The organism is Kushneria phosphatilytica (assembly GCF_008247605.1).
Taxonomy (GTDB): Bacteria; Pseudomonadota; Gammaproteobacteria; order Pseudomonadales; family Halomonadaceae; genus Kushneria; species Kushneria phosphatilytica.
Genome location: NZ_CP043420.1, coordinates 1,488,281 through 1,505,064, shown reverse-complemented (window position 1 = coordinate 1,505,064; position 16,784 = coordinate 1,488,281). Strand labels below are relative to the sequence as shown.

Genomic DNA, 16,784 nt, shown 5'->3' with positions numbered 1-16,784 from the left:
CTCACTCCGATTTCACGTTCTGGTAGACACCTGCCTTCGCCTGCTCCTTCGCCACCTGCCCTTGCTGCCAGCTGTTGATGCCCCGCTCGGCAGTTTGCCCGGCGATATAACCACCGACGCCGAGCGTCATCAGATCCCATAGCGATTGAGGTAGCGGCAGAGTCAGCCCGACGCCGAACATCGCACCGAGATACGGCGCGACAAGATAGTTGTTCGCCACGATGGCGACGATCGTGATCATTAAGATCGGACGCCAGTTACGCTGTAACCATGACTCACCACCGGCCTCAGCCAGTACGACCTGCATACGCGCGTCGAGTGCTTTATCGCGCGAGTCGATCAGCCGAGTCTGAATCTGCTGCTTGAGCCGGGCAGCTTCATCCTTGTCGGTGACGGCCTGGTCAATCACGTCGAACAGCGGCCCAGTGATGGCGCCGAGCGCCTTTGTCACGATGCTCATTTACCGTCTCCCGACTTGGCCCTGACCTGCCCGGTCCACGTGCGTGACTCGAGCTGCTCAATGCGTTCATCTTTCTGATTCAGTCGTTCCTGCAGCCGAGCCACCTGCGCCCGGAGACCAGCGACATAACTACGCGCTTTGTCGAGCGCCTCTTGCCGATCATTGCGCTGTGCTTCGAACCGTCCTGCCTTTTTCTGCTCCTGAGTCAGCGCGTACCAAAGCCCATAGTTCGCGACAGCACTCTCTGCGCGTTGCGCCTGCAGCTCCTGATCCGTCTGACTGATCGTCGCCTGCGCCTGATCCAGTCGATCACGTAGATCGCCATTGCTGACCAGTGTCGATGCCGCGATGCCAGCAGCCACTCCCGCGACCAACAGGTGCGAGCGACCGTTCTGCGAAATTCTTCGGATCCATCCGATCATTTGCGCCTCAATGCCGATGCAATGCCGGCCACGTTGTCCAGCAGCTTATCGACACGCTCCTCGAACCCATGGACGCCGATATAGCCGAGGAAGGTACAGAAGAAAGCAGCAGCGTCCGGGTCATACCCGAAGTGCGTCACTACCGGCAGGGAGTTCCATGCGAGCAGCCCGACCATGAGCGTCTCGCCCCAGCGCCTCGGCTTGCGCAGACCACCGGATGTCATGACACGAAGCGCTGACATGGCCATCGCGCAGATCGCCGCCTTCTGCGCCGGCATCAATGCCCAGGCATACATCACCAGCCAGAGGTCGATGAGTTGTTCCGGCATATCGATCCCCGGTTGTGTTGGCGCTTATCCTCCGCGCTTTGAGTACCGGCGGATCATGATCCAGAGGCAGAGCATCCCCACATTGAGGAGTAGCCGTCCGATGGTGACCCGATCAGCGAATGCCAGATCGCTCACGATGTCCCAGCCGCGAAATGCCACTACGCCAGCTGTCATCGCAAAGACCAGATGGATGGCAAATTTCACCCATGGATCAGTGATGCGATTAAGGGAAAACATGCCCTGCAACAGCAGCCCGGCAGCGATCACAACATTGCCGGCCGCCATGAGATAGGAGAGTGAAATCATGTGTATTGCCCTTCCGTCGCCCGGCTCACAAACGCGACTTCAGACAGCCAGCACGGCGGCATTGCATGATCGACGGGAGTCTCGAACAGTTTGCGCTCGGCAGCCCGGCGCTTGATGAGGCCTCTTAGCTTCTGCCCACCGGCGTAGACCCAACGATCGAACTCGGCGGCGGCGCGATCGTATTCGCCTTCATTCAGGTGCTCGAGCAGAGTCGACGTTCTCAGGGAGCCGCAGCCGAGGTTGTAGGTAAATGAGACCAGGGCATCGAACTGATTTTGATTGAGCTCCACCGTTACCAGCCGGGAAACCTTGGACTCGAAGCGCTTCACGTCTTTGCGCAGCAACTCGATAGCCCGTGTTTCGGTGATCTGCTGCCCGGCTCTGACGCCCAGGGTATGCCCATAGCCGATGGTCCAGACGCCCACGCTGTCGCGATACGCGGTCAGGCTCAGCCCCTCGGCATTCTCGATCAGATCGAGGCCGCGCGATGATGTATGCATGCGACCTCCAGATGAACTTGGAACAAACATTTGTGTTGCCAAAGCAACACAAATGTTGCATTATGGTTTTATTGAATCAAGGAGAGGAGGTGATGAAGTACAGCGAGTTTCGTAGGTGGCTAAGGTCTCAAGGCGTAATCTTTGAGCCTGCAAAGGGAAGTCATTTCAAAGTCACCATTGATGGAAAAACTACGGTCTTCCCAGATCATGGCAGTAAAGAAATGCCAGAAGGGCTGAGAAGATCAATTATGAAACATTTGGGCCTCAAGTGAGGCCCCTCGCTGTGCTTATCACTGCTTTTTCAATTGAATTTGTATTCTAGAAACTTAAACGAGAACTCTATGTATAAATATCCAATTGAAATTCATCACGAGGCCAATAGTGTCTGGGCTACTTGCCGGGACCTGCCCGAATTTCATGCGGCGGCCGATACACTAAGTGAACTAATGTCTGAATCAGCAGATGGTATTGTTAGCGCATTATCAATTTACGTTGACCAACGGCGTGCAATTCCGAAGGCCTCATCTCCACTTAAGAATGAGCATGTAGTCCATCTATCAGCGCTTATTCTGGCCAAGATTGAGCTTTGGAATACAATGATCGAGCGCGACATGCGTAAAGCAGATCTTGTCAGAACGCTTAATGCCAAACCCGTGACCGTCGATCGCTTAATTGACTTTTGTCATTCATCTAAGCTCGAACATGTAGAAAATGCTCTGCTGGCTTTAGGGAAACGCCTTTCAATATCAGTTGAGCCAGCCTAAAACTGCAGTGTGAAGAAGCTTGCCGCATCCGCCTCAGGCAGAGGGGACGGGTATGCAATTGGCGGTAGCGGCAATTGGCTACGGGCCCCGCATCATGGCGATGCAACAACCCGGATTGAGGAACACATTTCTTTACCGGAAAGTTATTAGCGACCTGTAGGTTAGCCACTAGCTTTAGAGATACAGGCGTTGCGCGGTAGCTGCCGATCTCCCCGATCGGGTATCCCCTCTACCGCAAAGTTAGCCGCCTGCGTATCTCTGCAGTCCTTGACACGGCTCTACATGGACGTGGGCCGTGTCCTCCCTTCGAATGCGTCTCATTCGTTTTGATTACATGGCTTACCAAATGACCACTGTGTTTGATCGCCGGTTGGACCATAGTAATGAGCGTCATCCTCTGTCGGACATCAGGAGCCGGTCAGGGAGGAACGCACCGGCATACTTCACGGAAGAAGCACATCCGGCACGTTGACGCCAAACGCAGAGAAGAGGCCCCGGTATGGATACCGGGGCTGATTTATTTCCGGGCAATGAAAACGCCCGAAGAGCTTTTGAGCTCTCCGGGCGCAGGTATTGCAACTGTACCTGAATAGTATCTCCATCCTCACAAAAACACAACATGTAGTATTTATCGTCCTATAGCCACGGCTATTCACCGCTCTGCTCAATACCCAGTCAATTCGGCCGATCTAATCGAAAAGCACATTGAGCGAGAGAGATGAAACCCGGCGATCACATCTACGTAAAAAGCACGCTTTACTCACATCACGGCATTTGTGTCGGTTTCGATCGGGTCATTCACTATGCAGGGTTTGCAAACGGAAGCTCGGGCAGTGGAGATAGCACAGTCAAGCTGGTAAGCAGGTCTGAATTTGCCAGCGGGCGGAAGATATACGTGCGCGCGTACAGACAACCTGCCTTTTCAAGGTCCACGATTGTTTGCAGGGCATATTCCCGCCTTAGTGAAGATGCGTACAGTCTGCTCTTCAATAATTGCGAACATTTCGCACATTGGTGCGTGATGGGATTCGGGAAGTCCAAGCAGATCGACGATAAAGTGAAATACGCCAACCGAGCCACAGAGGGTTACTGGGTATACAGGCAGGCACAATTGGCCAATAACGCTCGTATATCCACGACAGCGCCCATAACCTTCACTTCGGCTATCTCGTCCTCCAAAGCACCTTCGACAATGGCTACGAGCCAGCTTCTGGAAAGTGCCACTAAGCAAATGGTGCCTCGCACGGCACAGACAGCCTCATCATTGGTATCAGGTGCCAGGATTGCCAGCAGCATGAGCACCTCTACGAGCCTGGCCATAGGCCTCGGTGGCACTGGCGGAGGTGCCCTGGCAACCGCTGCAGGCATTACCTCGGGTGCGGTAACAGTTGCCGCTGCACCCTATATTGTTGGGGCTGCTGTTGCCGGTTTCGGAGCCAGCTGGCGCTTCAAAAAGTTCCGAGGGTATTAAGCGGCCAGCTCGGCTTGCCTCATCATCAGTGGAAGGAGAGCCTGGCGGCCCCGGCTGGCAGCTACTTCCATTGCATGAGCCGACTTCCATGGCTCGAACGGCCGCGCAGCTGTATAACCCAGCCGATACGCCACCGCGAACTGTCTTTCCCAAACCTGGGCGATTGTAAGTGCTCGCCCGGTACCGCTGGCCACCGCCGGCGAATTGAGTTCAACCGATGACGGATATGCCGCCAGCAACACGGCCGCTCGCTGCCGGGGCTTGAGATGCGCCAGCAACGCTGATGCCATGCTTCGCCAACGCGTCTCTGCCCGGTACCGAATCGCTGCAGTCATAACGTGATCAGGGCGCGCATCGCTCGACGTTTTGCCTGAGCCGTGCCCGGGCGAAAACGGGTGATAGCCGGGATTGTCGTGACGCTGGTGCAGCCGGTAGTCGATCTCCACCTCGATCAGCTCTGACAATGCCGCCTTCGCTGCTTCCAGCTTTATATCTTGGGTGATATGGTCATCTCTCACAATCCCATACAGCCTTGCCAACCCCAAACCCATCAACTTCATCTCTCACCCTCCTCGCACACCAGATATGGTACTCACAACAGGAAGAAGATCAACATATTGTATAAGACCTTTTCAGTGGTCATTTTAATCAAGTTTCAAATTGACTCGCTTCGTTCCATTTACGATCATATTGGCGTGCGAGTAAGACCTAGCTAACCGCGACAGCGAAAGCATCGTAAGCGTACTGATTGTGCGCCGGTCCTAGGGTTCGCACCCATATCTTGGGGCTGATGCGACAGCATTGGCCTTTTTTATTGCACTTTAAACCAATAAAACCTAATGCATCGCTTGATCTTTTTGGACGAAAGTGGCGACCTCGGATGGAATTTTGACTCACCTTACAGGCATGGCGGGTCGTCTCGACATATTACTATTGCATGTGCATTTACATGTATCGAGGCCAAGAAACATCTTTGCCGAACAGTCAAAAGACTCAAGAAAAAGATTGACTGGCCTCCAAAAAAAGAAATGAAATGGGTAGATATGCCGCATGATCTTAGAATCGAATTCTCCCAAAAAGCTGTTCAGCTTTGCCAAGTACATAACACGATAAGCTTTTGTTCAATAGTAGTCGCAAAGCAGGGGGTTTATGACCACCTCAGGGACGATGAATCACTCATTTATAACTATTTCATCAAGTCTCTTTTGATAGACAAAATTAGAGCTTTTCGTAAGGTAACACTCATTCCTGACCCACGAGGAATTGCACCAAATAGCGGAAGACCCCTAGACCACTATCTTCAAGGTGTCCTCTTCGAAAATGGCATAGAGACAGGTCAAAGGACTGAACTTGGTGTCAAACAGATAGACAGCCAAGCCGAGATGGGGCTGCAATTCGCTGATATGCTAGCAGGGGCCATTCAATCCCACTACGAAGATGCAAATTCCGATTGCTACAGAATCCTCAAGCCATACATGGCTTGTCATGAATATTATTTCCAGCAAGCTCGGCAACAAGCAGCATTCGCTGCCAATGCTGCCAATCACTCAAGCTTCGAAGATCTGCCTTTTTAATTAGTATACAAGTGCTAATTACTATCTCCAGTCCGACCCCACTTTCAGTGGTTCCCGCTTGCCAAGCACTCTAGTCGCCGGTCTGCTCATGTACTCCCGGATCGTCGCCTTCGCTTCTTCCAGCCCGCGAGCAAGCACCGAGCAATAGCCCTGCTCTTCTGCCAGCGTCAGCCATTCCCGCTGAGAGTCCGCCAGCGCAGCATCCCGGGGCGGCGTCGCTTTGAATTCGAGATACAGGCCGTGATACCCACCCCGCGGTACCGCAATAACCAGATCGCTGACGCCGGCGCGAACGCCCTGCTTTTTCATGTTGGCCGCTTCCAACTTGTGACGGCTGCCACCATTCGGGACTGCATATGTGGCGGCGTAGGCTGGGCCAACAATCGACTGGCGCTGCCGCTCGCCGTAGAGCCAGCGAATCAGCACGGCCTGCTCCTGCCCCTCCCAGTCGACGCGCTGCCGTTTGGGTGCCCGGCGGCTGGGTTTGCGAGTGGGCGTCTTCGCGGGTACCGACATCACAGCCTCCTCGTTTTTGCTGCCTGCCGACGCATCCATTTCTGAAAATCCGCCACAATTCTGTCGAACATCGCCGCGGCTTCGGCATCGTGATCCAGTTCCGCTCGACTTGTGATGCCGCACGCCTGCCGGATCGCATCGGCCGCGTCCTGCTCGTTGTGCGTACCGTCCGGCAGCGCGTGATATTCGAGCCCGTGCCGGCGGCGCTTCGCGTGGTCGAGATACAGGTGAAACCGCCTGTTGGTGCAGAGGATCGCTGCCCGGCGTGCGACCAACCCGCCCTTGAGATGCGCCGCACCGGTCATGAACACCTCCCCTGGCGGCGGCCCGACTTTTTGTAGCTGGTCCGGTGCTGGTTGCGATCATCAAAGCGGCTGATGCGCTCCAAACCACTGGCAACGCACTTCCGGCAGGTGCATGCCGAGCCATCGAATGACGTGACCGGCAGTGACTGACCACAATGAATGCAGATACGGCGCGGCATGCGTGACGTGCGACGTTGCCTCATGCGCCCTCCCTGCGTGCCGGCTGGCGCATCACATTCTCGCGGTACCAGCGCATCGGACTGCGTATCTCACCCTGGTCGGCCATCGCGTGGAGCATGTTGCGAGCGCGTGCCTCGCCGATCCCGTACTGTGCCGCGAGCTGGCTGGCAAAGATGCGCCCGCCATCGGCGTAGAAATAGGTACGACCTTCACGCACCATCGACGTGACTCTCATGCTGGCACCTCTCGATCTTCCTCAATCTCGGAAGTTTCAGGCTCGCCGCCGTCGATACGCAGAAGATCTCTCTCAAGAAAGTCTGCCTTGCCAGCACCGAAGTGATCCGAATAGACGGCACCCTCTACGCACCAAACAGTGCAAGGCGGGCTGTCATGCTCATCTGTGCTGTCATACAGGACGGTCACGGCCTTGTGCCGGTTTTCAGCGTGGTTCACGTGCCCAGTTGTAAGCGCCAAACATCCCGGCTCGATCGGTTTCTGATTCATGACTCCTCCTGCGCTTCAAGCATCAGCTCCAGCGCGTCATACCCCGCATTCGTCAGCTGTACCCGCGACCGTGCCGGACCATCCGAACGACGCTCCTGCTCACCCAGCTCCAGATGCCCGGCATCGAGCAATTCACGAACCCGCCCACACACGCTGGTCAGCGGCATCGGGATCCGCGCAGACAGTTGCTGGCGGGTCAGAGCGCCCTCCCGGCAGTTGGCCAACGCTTTCATCACACGCAGTTGCTGCCGACTAATGCCGCCCGAACGCCGGTGAGCGTCGAAAGCAGCGCGCTTGGTCTCCGCGCCTGACGGCGTTCCGATTGGTGTTGCCATGGTTATCGTCCCCCCAGTGCGGCGCGCAGTGACCTGATACCCTGCTCGCCTGTCATGCGATGCCCATATTCACTCGCGGCTGCTGCTGCCCGCTCCTCGCCTGCTCGCTTGGCCAGTTCCGCCGGTGACCGATCGTTGTCGTTCTCCAGCAGCCCGCGAGCCTCCAACTGTTCGCCCGCCATGACGCGATTGACCAGCGCCTGATATTCCCGGGCGAAACGCTTTTCGAGGCGCTCCCGGCGGCTGGCGGCTGTCGTGCCGTGTATCTCAATCCAGCCAATGGACTGGCCAGCCATTCGAACGGCCGGATGCGACCAGCGGTGCCCTTCGGGGTCATGGGCATGGCCGTTGGCTTCCCGCCAAGCCCGGTCAACGCTCGGCATTCCCAGATCCTCGGCGGTCGGTTCGCAGAGTGCAGCGAACTCCAGCGGCTGAGGCGGCCAGGCCTCATCACCAGACCGGGCAGCGTCCCGCACCCGTGCCCGCAGCTTGCCGATGCCCAGCTCCAGTAGTCGCGGCGTCAGGTGTGTCAGTTCACCGAGCCACACGCCGCCCTCGTCATATGCGCCCCACTGGCTGGTAAACCGGTTGCCGAACATCGAACGCATGGCGTCAAACAGGTGATCCATGTCCTCAGCCATGACCCGGCGCCCAGTCCCCGTCGAATGTCTCTCCGACTGGTTGGCCGCCTGACTCGGCTGCGCGGCGTGCTTCTGCTGCGGATTGATACTGTCGAGGACGTTGGCTGCGAGGTGCATGGCTACCTCCGGAGGTCTGATTGTTGGCTGGCTTCTGGCTCTGGCGTGCGGATTCACGCTTGCGGTTTTCCTGCACCCAGCGGACAAACTTCGATGTCCAGGCGTGATTGCCGTAGCGGCGACCGGTGTCGGTGTGATGGGCAGTGAAGTCCGCCAGCTCGGATGCGCTGTATCCGGTATCGGAGGACAAACCGCGACGCTGACACTCGGCCTGCCAGAGGGCTGAGTCGGGCTGCCAGTCGAGGGTCATTCGGAACTGACGGGCACCGGTCGTCAGCTGATCGCCGCTGTCGTCGAGCTGTTGGGCACGGTCGAAGATGTCAGCGGAGCCGGATTGATCAGCATCTGCTGCGCTTGCGTCAGAGAGAGAGTTCTCTACTGAACCCCTAAACCCTGAACCCCTCTCTTCCTGGGATCCCGAATACCCCTCTTCGGGATTTCGAATACCCCCTTCGGAATCCTGAATACCCTCTTCGGGATTCCGAGTACCCCCATTCGGTTTTTCGAATGGGTCAGCCATATAGATCCGGCGCTCTACAATCCGCTTGCCATCGCGGATGGTCTTGATGCTGATGAAGCCCTTGCGCGCCAGTGATGAGATGATTTCGGAGACACGGGATGCAGAGAGGCCGAAAAACTCCGCCAGCTTGCTATTCGATTTAAAGCAGCCGCGATCCGGATGCTGGAGACTGTCGATCTCCACCAGCATCACCTTTTCCTGTAGCGACAGCTCACGGGATAACCAGATTTCAGCGGGTATCCAGACCCCGCGAAATGCACGTTCGTTGCTCATCACGCACCTTCCTGACGTGCTTTCCATTCCTGGAATGCAATTGCTGTAGCGCGATCACCGATCTGGGTAACCTGAAGATTTCGGATTGCCCACTCACCCAACTCCCCCTCTTTCTCTGCATTGGAGAAAACCCAGCCTTTCACCTGCTCGGGATCAGTTCCGGTGGTACAGCCAGAGCTCAGCTTCGTTTGAAGCTGGTTTCCGTAATGGCGCTCGAAGAGAACTGCGAAGCAGTAAAGGTTCATGCCACCACCCCTTCAGTCACTTCGATGCCAAGCGCCCGGCTCTCGGCCAGACGCGCCTGGGCGACGTGCCAGTTCAGCGAATCGGTGCAGCGCGCATGCACCACCGGATCGGCGGTTGTCATTCGCCGGCGGCGCAGACACTCGGCCTGGGCTGCGTGGTATTCCGCTGATGCACGATCGGCCGCCAGCTTGTCACCCAGCTCAATAGCCCGTGCCGTTTGCTCTGATGCGCGTGACGCTGCTTCCCGGATGTCCGGTGTCTGCCAGCCTTCAAAATTCCTCATGCTCCCGCCCCTCCGGAAACTGTATGAACAAACAGTAAGATCAGCCCCGCTGCGCCACAGCCTCAGGAGCGGTATCGTTCATGACGTCAGCACGAAGCTTGCCGCTGGTACGGCCTTCGATTTCGTACTGAAGGTTGATCGGGAGAATCGGCGGCCACTGACTCACGGCCCCTTTCGAGCGCCCCAACGCTCGAGCCGTCTCTGTTACCGACCCGTAATGATCGATCACGTCCTGTTTGGTCATTGGGATCTCCTGTCGTGTCCGGGGAGTTTAGTGCTCTATACCGTCAAAGATCAAGAATCTAAACCACACTCTGTTTAGACTGCTAAACATGGAAAAGCATATTGGTAACCGAATACGCGAACGCCGGATTGAGCTGGGGCTCACGCAGCCCCAGTTGGGCGAAGCCGTGGGCAAGACAAAGGGAACTGTCAGCCAGTGGGAATCAGGGCTAACTCGTCCAAAGGGTGAAACTCTGATCCAGGTTGCCGATAAGTTGCGTGTATCTGAGCGATGGTTGCTCTACGGGGATAGTGAAAATGCTGCATACCCGAAATACACGGACCTACCCAGGCAGGGTGAAAATCTCTCCGTTCAGGAAAACCGGCCCGTGTACGTATGGGATGCACCGGAAGACCTGCCAGATGGCGAATACGTCATTGTTCCTCGCGTTGACGTGAAGCTGTCTGCGGGCACAGGAGAGCTTGTGTTCCATGAGGAGTTGAAAGATCAGGGCAACGCATACCGCATTGGCTGGGTTCGCCAGCACCACCTTGATCCCAAGAAGCTGATCACCGCCACCGTGAAGGGGGCAAGCATGTCCCCAACTCTTCCGGACGGCGCCTCGGTCACGATCGATACACGTCATAACGAAGTCGATGACGGGAAAGTCTATGCCATCGGGTATGGCGATGAAGTGAAGATCAAAAGGCTCTATAAGCGGTTCGATGGATCGCTGATATTGCGGTCAGACAATCCTGACAAGACCGCTCACCCGGATGAGATAATCCAGGGCGATGACCTCCAGTTCATTCGCATTATCGGTCGCTACGTAGCGCACATGTACGACGGCGACATTTAAGCCTCTCGAAAAGCATTGACATCGGCCCGCCTCCACGGCGGGTTTTCTTCACCCAGAATGTTTAGTTTTCTGAATTAAACTCTTGACTCCGCGTTTAGCGAAGTATACTTTTCTAAACATCAAACCCACCGCAGGGGACTGATGGCGATGGAAAGTACAGAACAGAAAACGATCACATTCGGGCACTGGAAGGCCGACATCACAGAGCGCGACGGCGTCCGCCTGGCACCTCGCGAAGCGCTGTACCTCATGGGCGTTGCTTCCGGCATGACACACAAGGAGATCGCCCGGGCAAACGGCGTGAATCCAGCGACGGTCACCAACCGCCTGCAGAGCGCATATCTGAAGCTGGCGGTTTGGAGAAGCGCTGGCGCAGTTGCCGAGGCCATGCGACGCGGCTGGATTGCCCCGCTCTGCCTGCTGCTCATGTTCGCGACGGTAATGAGCGGACAACAGCAAAACCTGTACCGCGTTCGTCAGCCACGCAATACACGGCATGAGCTGGTCCGGTCGGTCCGCTCGAACAGGGAGACCGCGTGATGCATATCGATCAATACGAAACCCGCTCCGGCGCCGTGCGCCTGATTCTGAACACCAGTGCCGGCAACCGCGTCGACTCAATGAACCTTTCCGACATCGATTACGACGCTTTCGCTTCATTCGAGGCGTGGCACCGCCGGCAGGGCAATCGCGATAGCGCCGTGCAGGAGTTCTATGACATGCGTCAGGAGGCAGCAGCATGAATCCGATCATCGTTTACGCCCTGGGCGCCCTGCTGATCATCGGGATGATCGTGATCGGCGCAGCGCTCGAAGAACTTCTGCATGCGGCGATCAACTACAAGCGGCGCCAGAACGAACTGGCCACCAGCTGCAGACGTGAACGAGCCTGGCTGGCCCAGCGCGATATGTCGCACACCGACAAGCCGAGGGTTGCGTGATGCGCCATTACCCGACTGACACCATCATCCTGACTCCGTATGGCCGGAAGCGCCTGCACCGCCAGACATTGGTCAGCGCTCTGCCTGCAATCGCCGAGCGCTACGGCTGGCGTCTCACCTCAGTCCGCGGGCAGCTCGCCATGGTCGAACGCCCCGTTCAGATCCAGCAGGTGGCGGCATGAACATCGACCACCAGACCGCCGCACGCGGCGCGCAGCTTGCCCGGATGCTGATCGACAGCAGCCATATGACCGTAATCGATGCGGCCGGCTACCACCGCGAGATCAGTGGTGTTCTTGAACAATTCAGTGATGAAGAGCGCCGACAGGCGTGCCAGCTGATTAGCGCAGCTTCGTATGCACTCGAAGCGAGGGCCGGAATCACGCCGAACGGCATGAGACTCGGAGAAGCGTCATGCTTGATAGCCCGTCACCAGCTGAGACAGCAAGACGATGCGTAAGCGTGGGCGTTCGCGATGCCGGCACGTTAGCTATGACCCCACCAATCCTCGGGTGAGCGCGCAGCAGGTGAGTAAACGTCAAGGCAGGGTTCACGCACCCACATACACGGTTGCTGCGCCGTGGCCGACAGAGCAGCCCGATGGACTCATACGAGCTCATCGGAGTGGGGACCGACGCCAGTTTTCAACCACTACCGATGCGTTCGTGATGGCGCGTCAGCCCCAACGGGGTAGTTCCCTGCGTTGCCCGGCTCCGGCCGGGCCCTTTTGAGGCGCGGGGCAGAAGAAAAGCGCAGGGAGAAAGACATGAGCACATTTCAGGGATTAAGCGCCAACCACCCACTCCATGGCGATCCGGAAAGGCCGTGGCCGTATGCGGTTGTGGTCGGCTATCGGCTGACAGGTCGAAAGATCGTCAAGCGTCGCACTGTTTACGTCAGAGCTACGGGGCTGGACCACGCAGAAAGCAGCGCTGTCAGGTACTGCCGAGAGCAGGCAGCACCGGTCCGTCATGAGTCTGGCCGCGTTCTGTACCCCTCTCGCGCGCTATCGGTTCGGCCGCTCGATAGAGGCGATCGCTTTGGAGGTGACGCGTGACAGTCCTGATCTGGTATCTCGCTGGGAGCAGTGTCATGTCGCTGTGGATCTTCGCGGCACTGGGCGTTGCCGCAGCCGCCGGGCACTTCATGGAGGAAACCCATGGCTGAATCGATCACCGCCAGCCCGCTTTGCTGGCCGATGGGTAAATCGCGAACGCTTGCCGAGGATCGCAAACGCGGTCGGTTCGGGAAACGCAATGCGAGCGGCTGGGGATTGCAGGAACTGAGCGTCTCCGAGGCACGCGGCCGGGTTATCGAAGTGCTCGACCGCTTCACAAAACCCGGCCAGCCGTATCGCGTACCCAGTGACACCATCGTGCTCAGTACCAACCTGTCACTGCGCAATGACGGTATGCCCCGCTCGGGCCAGCGTGAGCCGACAGACCCGGGCGTGGCGGTCTACTTCAAGCTCGACGGCCGCCAGCAATGCATCCCGTGCGATGTCTATACCCGCGTTGCCGACAATATAGCCGCGGTCGCCGACTGTCTTGAATCGCTCCGGACACTCGAGCGACACGATGCCCAGCTGATGCAGGCAGCATTCACCGGATTCGCCCAGCTGGCCTCACCGGAGGCATCCGGCCGGGCACTCTGGCGCGAAGTGCTGAGCACAAACAGCAATGATCTGGACGAGATCCGTCAGGCATACCGACGCGCCATCAAACGGGCGCACCCGGATCATGGTGGCAGCAGCGAGCAGTTTGCCGCAGTCCAGCAGGCATGGGCTAAGGCGCAAGAGGAAATCGGTAATGACTGATACTCATGACCTCTTCACGACCAGCGCTCAGCCGGGAGAAACATTCGGGCGCGATTTTGCCCGATCGGCACTGACCCAGCTGCTGGCAGGCATCGACAGCTACTCGATCGACCAGTTTGTCAACGAAATGAGCCGGATCACCGCCGGCTCTACCGGTCGTGACGGCATCGGCTCGCTCGAGCGCCGCCTGCAGTTTGAGCGAGAGTCTCATGCGCGTACTGCCGCTCGTTTGGCCAGCGTCGACGACCGGCTGTCCTATCGCATCATCCAGCTCGAGCACGCCGCGCAGCGTGTCGAGCAGACCAGCGGCGCTTTTGAATCGCTGACCGCCCTCACCGCAGTGCTGGATGACGCCAGTTATCGCAACGCATCAATCGAGACAATCCGGAACGCATCTGCCGCCAGCACATCGCCCTGCCAGCGTTGGGTCAACGAAATAGAAGGAGCTGAGGCATGACGCATGACTACCACGCCTGGCGGATTTCATATCAGAGCTCTGAGCAAGCGGCGCGGGCAGCCTATCAAGCGCTGCAGGAGCTTGCTTCGTCAGTAACCGCCGAGCGCAAAGCCGCACGCCAAGATGCGCTTGATGAGCTCATCGACAGCCTGACCGAGGTAGGCGGCGAAATCACGCTGGCCGCGATCATTGAGTATCGGAATACGGTCGCGCTGGATGGCAAAGAGTAGATCGCTGCACTGGCAGGAGCCGGCCACCGCGCCCTGCACCGTCTGTAATGGCAGCGGCGAGTGGTCCGGCATGTTCAGCACCGGGCCCTGCGCCAACTGCGATGGCACCGGGCTCGTCGGTGAGGATGGCGAGCCGCTCGAGCTCCGAGAGCTATTACCGATGATGCGCCGCCAGCGAGACCGGCAACGAGATCGGCTTTATCGGCTCTGGCAAACGCCCGGCGTGCAGGAAGCGGTCCAGGCGCACCGCCAGCGCAGGATTGAGGAAGGTCAGGAATGGGAACGGCAGCAGCGCAAAAGATTGCGTGGGGGATGATATGGATTATGTGCGGATCCGACGCTTTGAAGAGCTGACCGGGTATACGGAAGAAGCGATTCGGACGAAAATCAATCGAGGAGTCTGGCGCGAGGGGTTCGAGTACCGACGTGCGCCAGACGGCAACATACTCATATCAATCAGGGGCTTTGAAGAATGGGTCGAGAGCCGGAAGGAGTACGGTCAGCGTCGGCCAGCACCATCGAAATCGACTTCTACTACCAGGGGACGCGGTGCCGGGAACGGCTCAAACTCAAGCCCACCACCTCTAACCTGAAGCGAGCGGCACGCCACCGCGCTGCGGTGATTGCCGCGATTGAAGACGGGACATTCGATTACTCGGTCACATTCCCCGCCAGCAAGAATGCCCATAAATTCATCAGGAGCGATCGGCTCGATAACTATCTGGCCCAATGGCTCGAGCACAAGCGCCCTACTCTCAAGGCGTCATCCTACCGAACCTACAAAACGATCGTTGAACGCCTGATCGTGCCGAAACTGGGGCATCTCCTGCTGCCTGAAGTATCTCGACCGAAAGTGCGTGATTGGCTGTCCGGATTGACGGTTGGCAATAAACGGATGAGCAATATCCAGACCGTGCTGCGTTCAGCGCTGACCGATGCAGTGCACGATGACCTGCTCCAGACCAACCCACTACACGGATGGCACTATCGGCGCAACGAGGCGCCGGCGAATACGGGCCCGGATCCGTTCACTCGAGAGGAGCAGTCCGCGATCCTCGGTGCTCTCAGACCGGAATCACGGCCGCTAATTCAGTTTGCCTTCTGGACCGGCATGCGCCCGAGCGAGTACATCGCGCTCGAATGGGGTGACATCGACTGGCAGCGTATGGAGATCCATGTCACGAAATCGATCACAGCCGCGGCCCGGGGCGAGATAGAGGACACCAAGACCAATGCTGGCCGGCGTGTCATCAGCCTGCTCCCCCCAGCAGCTGAAGCGCTCAAACAGCAGAAGGCAGCGACCTTCATGCATCCCTCAGGACGTATTTTCCTGTGGCCACGAAGCCAGAAACCGTTTTCAGGTGATACCGACATCAGGGAGAAGATCTGGCGTCCTGCATTGCTGAGGGCTGGCGTACGCTATCGAAGGCTGTACCAGGCTCGTCACACGTTCGGATCGATGATGCTCTCGGCAGGAGAGCCGCTTGCTTGGGTGAGTCGGCAAATGGGACACCGGGATGTGGTGTTCACGGCACGCACCTACGCTCGCTGGATTCCCAATGACTCACCGGAACTTGGAATGCGTGCTGTCGAAATGTTTGGTCAGCATAGTCAGGATTCTGTCAGCAATGATGCGTAAGGCTTTGATTTTAAAATAACTGATGGGAGTTCAAGTCTCCCCATCCGCACCATCTCTTCTTTTTCTTGAACGCCAATTTCGATTGGCATACCGATCATCACTGATTTTTCCTGTTGAACTTTCGCCTCCCACTGCTGCCACCGATCCTGCTCAGGCGCAACGATGGCGATGCTCACCATTATAGCCAGACCAATCGGGGCAGCTGCGCCCTCCACACTCAGACTGGCTCCAGCCTTAAACAATCACCGCAACACTAATCTGAGCACCCGGCTTGGAGAGGCACCCGGTACTTCGTGCAAGTGATCAAAATGTTCGAAGCCAGGTTTTTCCAGTACACGGATCGATTTTTCGTGGTTGTTACGCACGAGGCCATATAACGCATCGACCTCCAGGTACTGTTGCGCATAATCAATCGCACCACGACCGAGCTCTGTAGCAAGCCCCTGCCCCCATGCCGAGGGAGCGAATCGATAGCCCAGGTTCAGGACAGTGCCCAACCCATCCTTGTCGAGCCAGCTCACTCCCCCAAAGCCAATGACCTGCTGCGGAGCCGCCTTGTCGGCTATCGCCCAGAGCCCAAAACCATGGGTTTCCCAGTGTTCGATCCATGTGTCGAGTACATGATTCGACACTGACTGATCCGCATGGGGGCCTGCCGGATTGAATTGGTTGGTGACTGGATCTCCATAAATACGAAAAACATATGCAGCGTCTTTGACGTTTGGGATACGCAGCGTCAACCGCTCGGTTTCATAATGCATCCCGCTCTCCATGAAGATTAAAAGAGCGCCTTGATTCTCATACCCGACATGTGGCGTATTTCGATATGCCTGGCTCGAGGACGTCATGACACATGAGCTGCAAGTCACCCAGG

At 57.4% G+C, this 16,784-nt stretch carries 34 protein-coding genes and 1 pseudogene; 16 read left to right on the top strand and 19 right to left on the bottom strand.

Annotated features, from left to right (window positions below; all coding sequences use genetic code 11):
• Position 1 precedes the first annotated feature (1 nt).
• Genes FY550_RS06825 through FY550_RS06805 form a run of 5 tightly spaced genes read right to left on the bottom strand, consistent with a single transcriptional unit; the run spans position 2 to position 2,017 of the window.
• Positions 2-460 (bottom strand): 3TM-type holin, encoded by a 459-nt coding sequence (locus FY550_RS06825; protein ID WP_070977097.1) that lies wholly within the window; start codon positions 458-460, stop codon positions 2-4.
• Positions 457-882 carry a hypothetical protein gene (locus FY550_RS06820; RefSeq protein ID WP_070977093.1) on the bottom strand — a complete coding sequence of 142 codons (426 nt, stop codon included), beginning with the start codon at positions 880-882 and terminating at the stop codon, positions 457-459. The genes FY550_RS06825 and FY550_RS06820 overlap by 4 nt, the downstream gene beginning before the upstream one ends.
• Positions 879-1,211 carry a phage holin family protein gene (locus FY550_RS06815; RefSeq protein ID WP_070977089.1) on the bottom strand — a complete coding sequence of 111 codons (333 nt, stop codon included), beginning with the start codon at positions 1,209-1,211 and terminating at the stop codon, positions 879-881. Before FY550_RS06815 ends, FY550_RS06820 begins: the two co-directional genes overlap by 4 nt.
• A 24-nt stretch (positions 1,212-1,235) precedes the next feature.
• A complete protein-coding gene (locus tag FY550_RS06810; protein ID WP_070977086.1) occupies positions 1,236-1,517 on the bottom strand; it encodes a hypothetical protein in 282 nt (93 codons plus the stop codon).
• Positions 1,514-2,017 carry a lysozyme gene (locus tag FY550_RS06805; RefSeq protein WP_070977083.1) on the bottom strand — a complete coding sequence of 168 codons (504 nt, stop codon included), beginning with the start codon at positions 2,015-2,017 and terminating at the stop codon, positions 1,514-1,516. The genes FY550_RS06810 and FY550_RS06805 overlap by 4 nt, the downstream gene beginning before the upstream one ends.
• On the opposite strand from FY550_RS06805, the gene FY550_RS17175 reads away from it, so the two are divergent.
• The 3 genes and pseudogenes from FY550_RS17175 to FY550_RS17230 all read left to right on the top strand — a co-directional run.
• Positions 2,005-2,289, top strand: a complete 285-nt coding sequence (locus tag FY550_RS17175) for a type II toxin-antitoxin system HicA family toxin (RefSeq protein WP_325062982.1) — start codon at positions 2,005-2,007, stop codon at positions 2,287-2,289. The two genes, FY550_RS06805 and FY550_RS17175, sit on opposite strands and share 13 nt — an antisense overlap.
• Before the next feature lie 69 nt (positions 2,290-2,358).
• On the top strand, positions 2,359-2,781 hold the full coding sequence (locus FY550_RS06795; protein ID WP_084387966.1) for a type II toxin-antitoxin system HicB family antitoxin: 423 nt from the start codon (positions 2,359-2,361) through the stop codon (positions 2,779-2,781).
• A 718-nt stretch (positions 2,782-3,499) separates the two neighbouring features.
• Positions 3,500-3,796, top strand: a pseudogene (locus tag FY550_RS17230) (lecithin retinol acyltransferase family protein); the annotation flags it as partial.
• Positions 3,797-3,867: 71 nt separating this feature from the next.
• Here the strand turns inward: FY550_RS17230 and FY550_RS17060 are convergent.
• Positions 3,868-4,077: a hypothetical protein gene (locus FY550_RS17060; protein ID WP_233350291.1), complete on the bottom strand. Its 210-nt coding sequence runs from the start codon at positions 4,075-4,077 to the stop codon at positions 3,868-3,870.
• Between FY550_RS17060 and FY550_RS17055 the strand changes: the two genes are divergently transcribed.
• A complete protein-coding gene (locus FY550_RS17055; RefSeq protein WP_233350290.1) occupies positions 4,076-4,252 on the top strand; it encodes a hypothetical protein in 177 nt (58 codons plus the stop codon). The genes FY550_RS17060 and FY550_RS17055 overlap by 2 nt on opposite strands.
• Here the strand turns inward: FY550_RS17055 and FY550_RS06785 are convergent.
• Complete coding sequence (locus FY550_RS06785) at positions 4,249-4,812, bottom strand: hypothetical protein (RefSeq protein ID WP_070977072.1); 564 nt, start codon at positions 4,810-4,812, stop codon at positions 4,249-4,251. The two genes, FY550_RS17055 and FY550_RS06785, sit on opposite strands and share 4 nt — an antisense overlap.
• A 279-nt stretch (positions 4,813-5,091) precedes the next feature.
• On the opposite strand from FY550_RS06785, the gene FY550_RS06780 reads away from it, so the two are divergent.
• Complete coding sequence (locus FY550_RS06780; protein WP_084387964.1) at positions 5,092-5,826, top strand: DUF3800 domain-containing protein; 735 nt, start codon at positions 5,092-5,094, stop codon at positions 5,824-5,826.
• 21 nt (positions 5,827-5,847) lie between these two features.
• Here FY550_RS06780 and FY550_RS06775 read toward each other — a convergent pair whose 3' ends face one another.
• The 10 genes from FY550_RS06775 to FY550_RS06730 form a co-directional block, all read right to left on the bottom strand.
• Positions 5,848-6,342, bottom strand: a complete 495-nt coding sequence (locus FY550_RS06775) for a VRR-NUC domain-containing protein (RefSeq protein WP_070977065.1) — start codon at positions 6,340-6,342, stop codon at positions 5,848-5,850.
• Positions 6,342-6,647: a hypothetical protein gene (locus FY550_RS06770; RefSeq protein WP_070977060.1), complete on the bottom strand. Its 306-nt coding sequence runs from the start codon at positions 6,645-6,647 to the stop codon at positions 6,342-6,344. The genes FY550_RS06775 and FY550_RS06770 overlap by 1 nt, the downstream gene beginning before the upstream one ends.
• A gap of 199 nt (positions 6,648-6,846) precedes the next feature.
• The gene (locus tag FY550_RS06765) at positions 6,847-7,062 is read right to left on the bottom strand and encodes a hypothetical protein (RefSeq protein WP_139148631.1); all 216 of its coding nucleotides are present in this window, start codon (positions 7,060-7,062) and stop codon (positions 6,847-6,849) included.
• On the bottom strand, positions 7,059-7,331 hold the full coding sequence (locus FY550_RS06760; protein ID WP_070977054.1) for a hypothetical protein: 273 nt from the start codon (positions 7,329-7,331) through the stop codon (positions 7,059-7,061). The genes FY550_RS06765 and FY550_RS06760 overlap by 4 nt, the downstream gene beginning before the upstream one ends.
• Positions 7,328-7,666 carry a helix-turn-helix domain-containing protein gene (locus FY550_RS06755; protein ID WP_070977050.1) on the bottom strand — a complete coding sequence of 113 codons (339 nt, stop codon included), beginning with the start codon at positions 7,664-7,666 and terminating at the stop codon, positions 7,328-7,330. Before FY550_RS06755 ends, FY550_RS06760 begins: the two co-directional genes overlap by 4 nt.
• Positions 7,667-7,668: 2 nt before the next feature.
• Positions 7,669-8,307, bottom strand: a complete 639-nt coding sequence (locus tag FY550_RS06750; protein ID WP_070977047.1) for a replication protein P — start codon at positions 8,305-8,307, stop codon at positions 7,669-7,671.
• Positions 8,300-9,217 carry a DnaT-like ssDNA-binding domain-containing protein gene (locus tag FY550_RS06745; protein ID WP_070977044.1) on the bottom strand — a complete coding sequence of 306 codons (918 nt, stop codon included), beginning with the start codon at positions 9,215-9,217 and terminating at the stop codon, positions 8,300-8,302. Before FY550_RS06745 ends, FY550_RS06750 begins: the two co-directional genes overlap by 8 nt.
• Positions 9,217-9,462, bottom strand: coding sequence for a hypothetical protein (locus tag FY550_RS06740; protein ID WP_070977041.1), 246 nt, complete (start codon positions 9,460-9,462; stop codon positions 9,217-9,219). Before FY550_RS06740 ends, FY550_RS06745 begins: the two co-directional genes overlap by 1 nt.
• A complete protein-coding gene (locus FY550_RS06735) occupies positions 9,459-9,746 on the bottom strand; it encodes a hypothetical protein (RefSeq protein WP_070977038.1) in 288 nt (95 codons plus the stop codon). Before FY550_RS06735 ends, FY550_RS06740 begins: the two co-directional genes overlap by 4 nt.
• Positions 9,747-9,786: 40 nt before the next feature.
• Positions 9,787-9,990, bottom strand: coding sequence for a Cro/CI family transcriptional regulator (locus FY550_RS06730; protein WP_070977034.1), 204 nt, complete (start codon positions 9,988-9,990; stop codon positions 9,787-9,789).
• Between the two features lie 88 nt (positions 9,991-10,078).
• On the opposite strand from FY550_RS06730, the gene FY550_RS06725 reads away from it, so the two are divergent.
• The 11 genes from FY550_RS06725 to FY550_RS06670 all read left to right on the top strand — a co-directional run bounded on the left by FY550_RS06725 (position 10,079) and on the right by FY550_RS06670 (position 15,910).
• Positions 10,079-10,828, top strand: coding sequence for a S24 family peptidase (locus tag FY550_RS06725; protein ID WP_070977030.1), 750 nt, complete (start codon positions 10,079-10,081; stop codon positions 10,826-10,828).
• A 141-nt stretch (positions 10,829-10,969) separates the two neighbouring features.
• Complete coding sequence (locus tag FY550_RS06720) at positions 10,970-11,368, top strand: helix-turn-helix domain-containing protein (protein ID WP_084387963.1); 399 nt, start codon at positions 10,970-10,972, stop codon at positions 11,366-11,368.
• On the top strand, positions 11,368-11,571 hold the full coding sequence (locus FY550_RS06715) for a hypothetical protein (protein ID WP_070977026.1): 204 nt from the start codon (positions 11,368-11,370) through the stop codon (positions 11,569-11,571). The genes FY550_RS06720 and FY550_RS06715 overlap by 1 nt, the downstream gene beginning before the upstream one ends.
• On the top strand, positions 11,568-11,768 hold the full coding sequence (locus tag FY550_RS06710) for a hypothetical protein (protein WP_070977023.1): 201 nt from the start codon (positions 11,568-11,570) through the stop codon (positions 11,766-11,768). The genes FY550_RS06715 and FY550_RS06710 overlap by 4 nt, the downstream gene beginning before the upstream one ends.
• The gene (locus FY550_RS06705; protein ID WP_070977020.1) at positions 11,768-11,950 is read left to right on the top strand and encodes a hypothetical protein; all 183 of its coding nucleotides are present in this window, start codon (positions 11,768-11,770) and stop codon (positions 11,948-11,950) included. Before FY550_RS06710 ends, FY550_RS06705 begins: the two co-directional genes overlap by 1 nt.
• Positions 11,947-12,228: a hypothetical protein gene (locus FY550_RS06700; protein WP_070977015.1), complete on the top strand. Its 282-nt coding sequence runs from the start codon at positions 11,947-11,949 to the stop codon at positions 12,226-12,228. The genes FY550_RS06705 and FY550_RS06700 overlap by 4 nt, the downstream gene beginning before the upstream one ends.
• Positions 12,229-12,927: 699 nt before the next feature.
• Positions 12,928-13,584, top strand: coding sequence for a J domain-containing protein (locus tag FY550_RS06695; RefSeq protein WP_070977012.1), 657 nt, complete (start codon positions 12,928-12,930; stop codon positions 13,582-13,584).
• Positions 13,577-14,041: a hypothetical protein gene (locus FY550_RS06690; protein WP_070977005.1), complete on the top strand. Its 465-nt coding sequence runs from the start codon at positions 13,577-13,579 to the stop codon at positions 14,039-14,041. The genes FY550_RS06695 and FY550_RS06690 overlap by 8 nt, the downstream gene beginning before the upstream one ends.
• On the top strand, positions 14,038-14,271 hold the full coding sequence (locus tag FY550_RS06685) for a hypothetical protein (RefSeq protein WP_070977002.1): 234 nt from the start codon (positions 14,038-14,040) through the stop codon (positions 14,269-14,271). The genes FY550_RS06690 and FY550_RS06685 overlap by 4 nt, the downstream gene beginning before the upstream one ends.
• Positions 14,258-14,587 (top strand): hypothetical protein, encoded by a 330-nt coding sequence (locus FY550_RS06680; protein ID WP_070976999.1) that lies wholly within the window; start codon positions 14,258-14,260, stop codon positions 14,585-14,587. The genes FY550_RS06685 and FY550_RS06680 overlap by 14 nt, the downstream gene beginning before the upstream one ends.
• 156 nt (positions 14,588-14,743) lie before the next feature.
• Entirely contained in the window at positions 14,744-15,910 is a 1,167-nt protein-coding gene (locus FY550_RS06670; RefSeq protein ID WP_070976996.1) for a site-specific integrase, read from the top strand.
• Here the strand turns inward: FY550_RS06670 and FY550_RS06665 are convergent.
• A complete protein-coding gene (locus tag FY550_RS06665; protein ID WP_149054436.1) occupies positions 15,883-16,089 on the bottom strand; it encodes a hypothetical protein in 207 nt (68 codons plus the stop codon). The two genes, FY550_RS06670 and FY550_RS06665, sit on opposite strands and share 28 nt — an antisense overlap.
• Positions 16,090-16,152: 63 nt before the next feature.
• Entirely contained in the window at positions 16,153-16,671 is a 519-nt protein-coding gene (locus tag FY550_RS06660) for a GNAT family N-acetyltransferase (protein WP_070976991.1), read from the bottom strand.
• Positions 16,672-16,784: the final 113 nt, after the last annotated feature.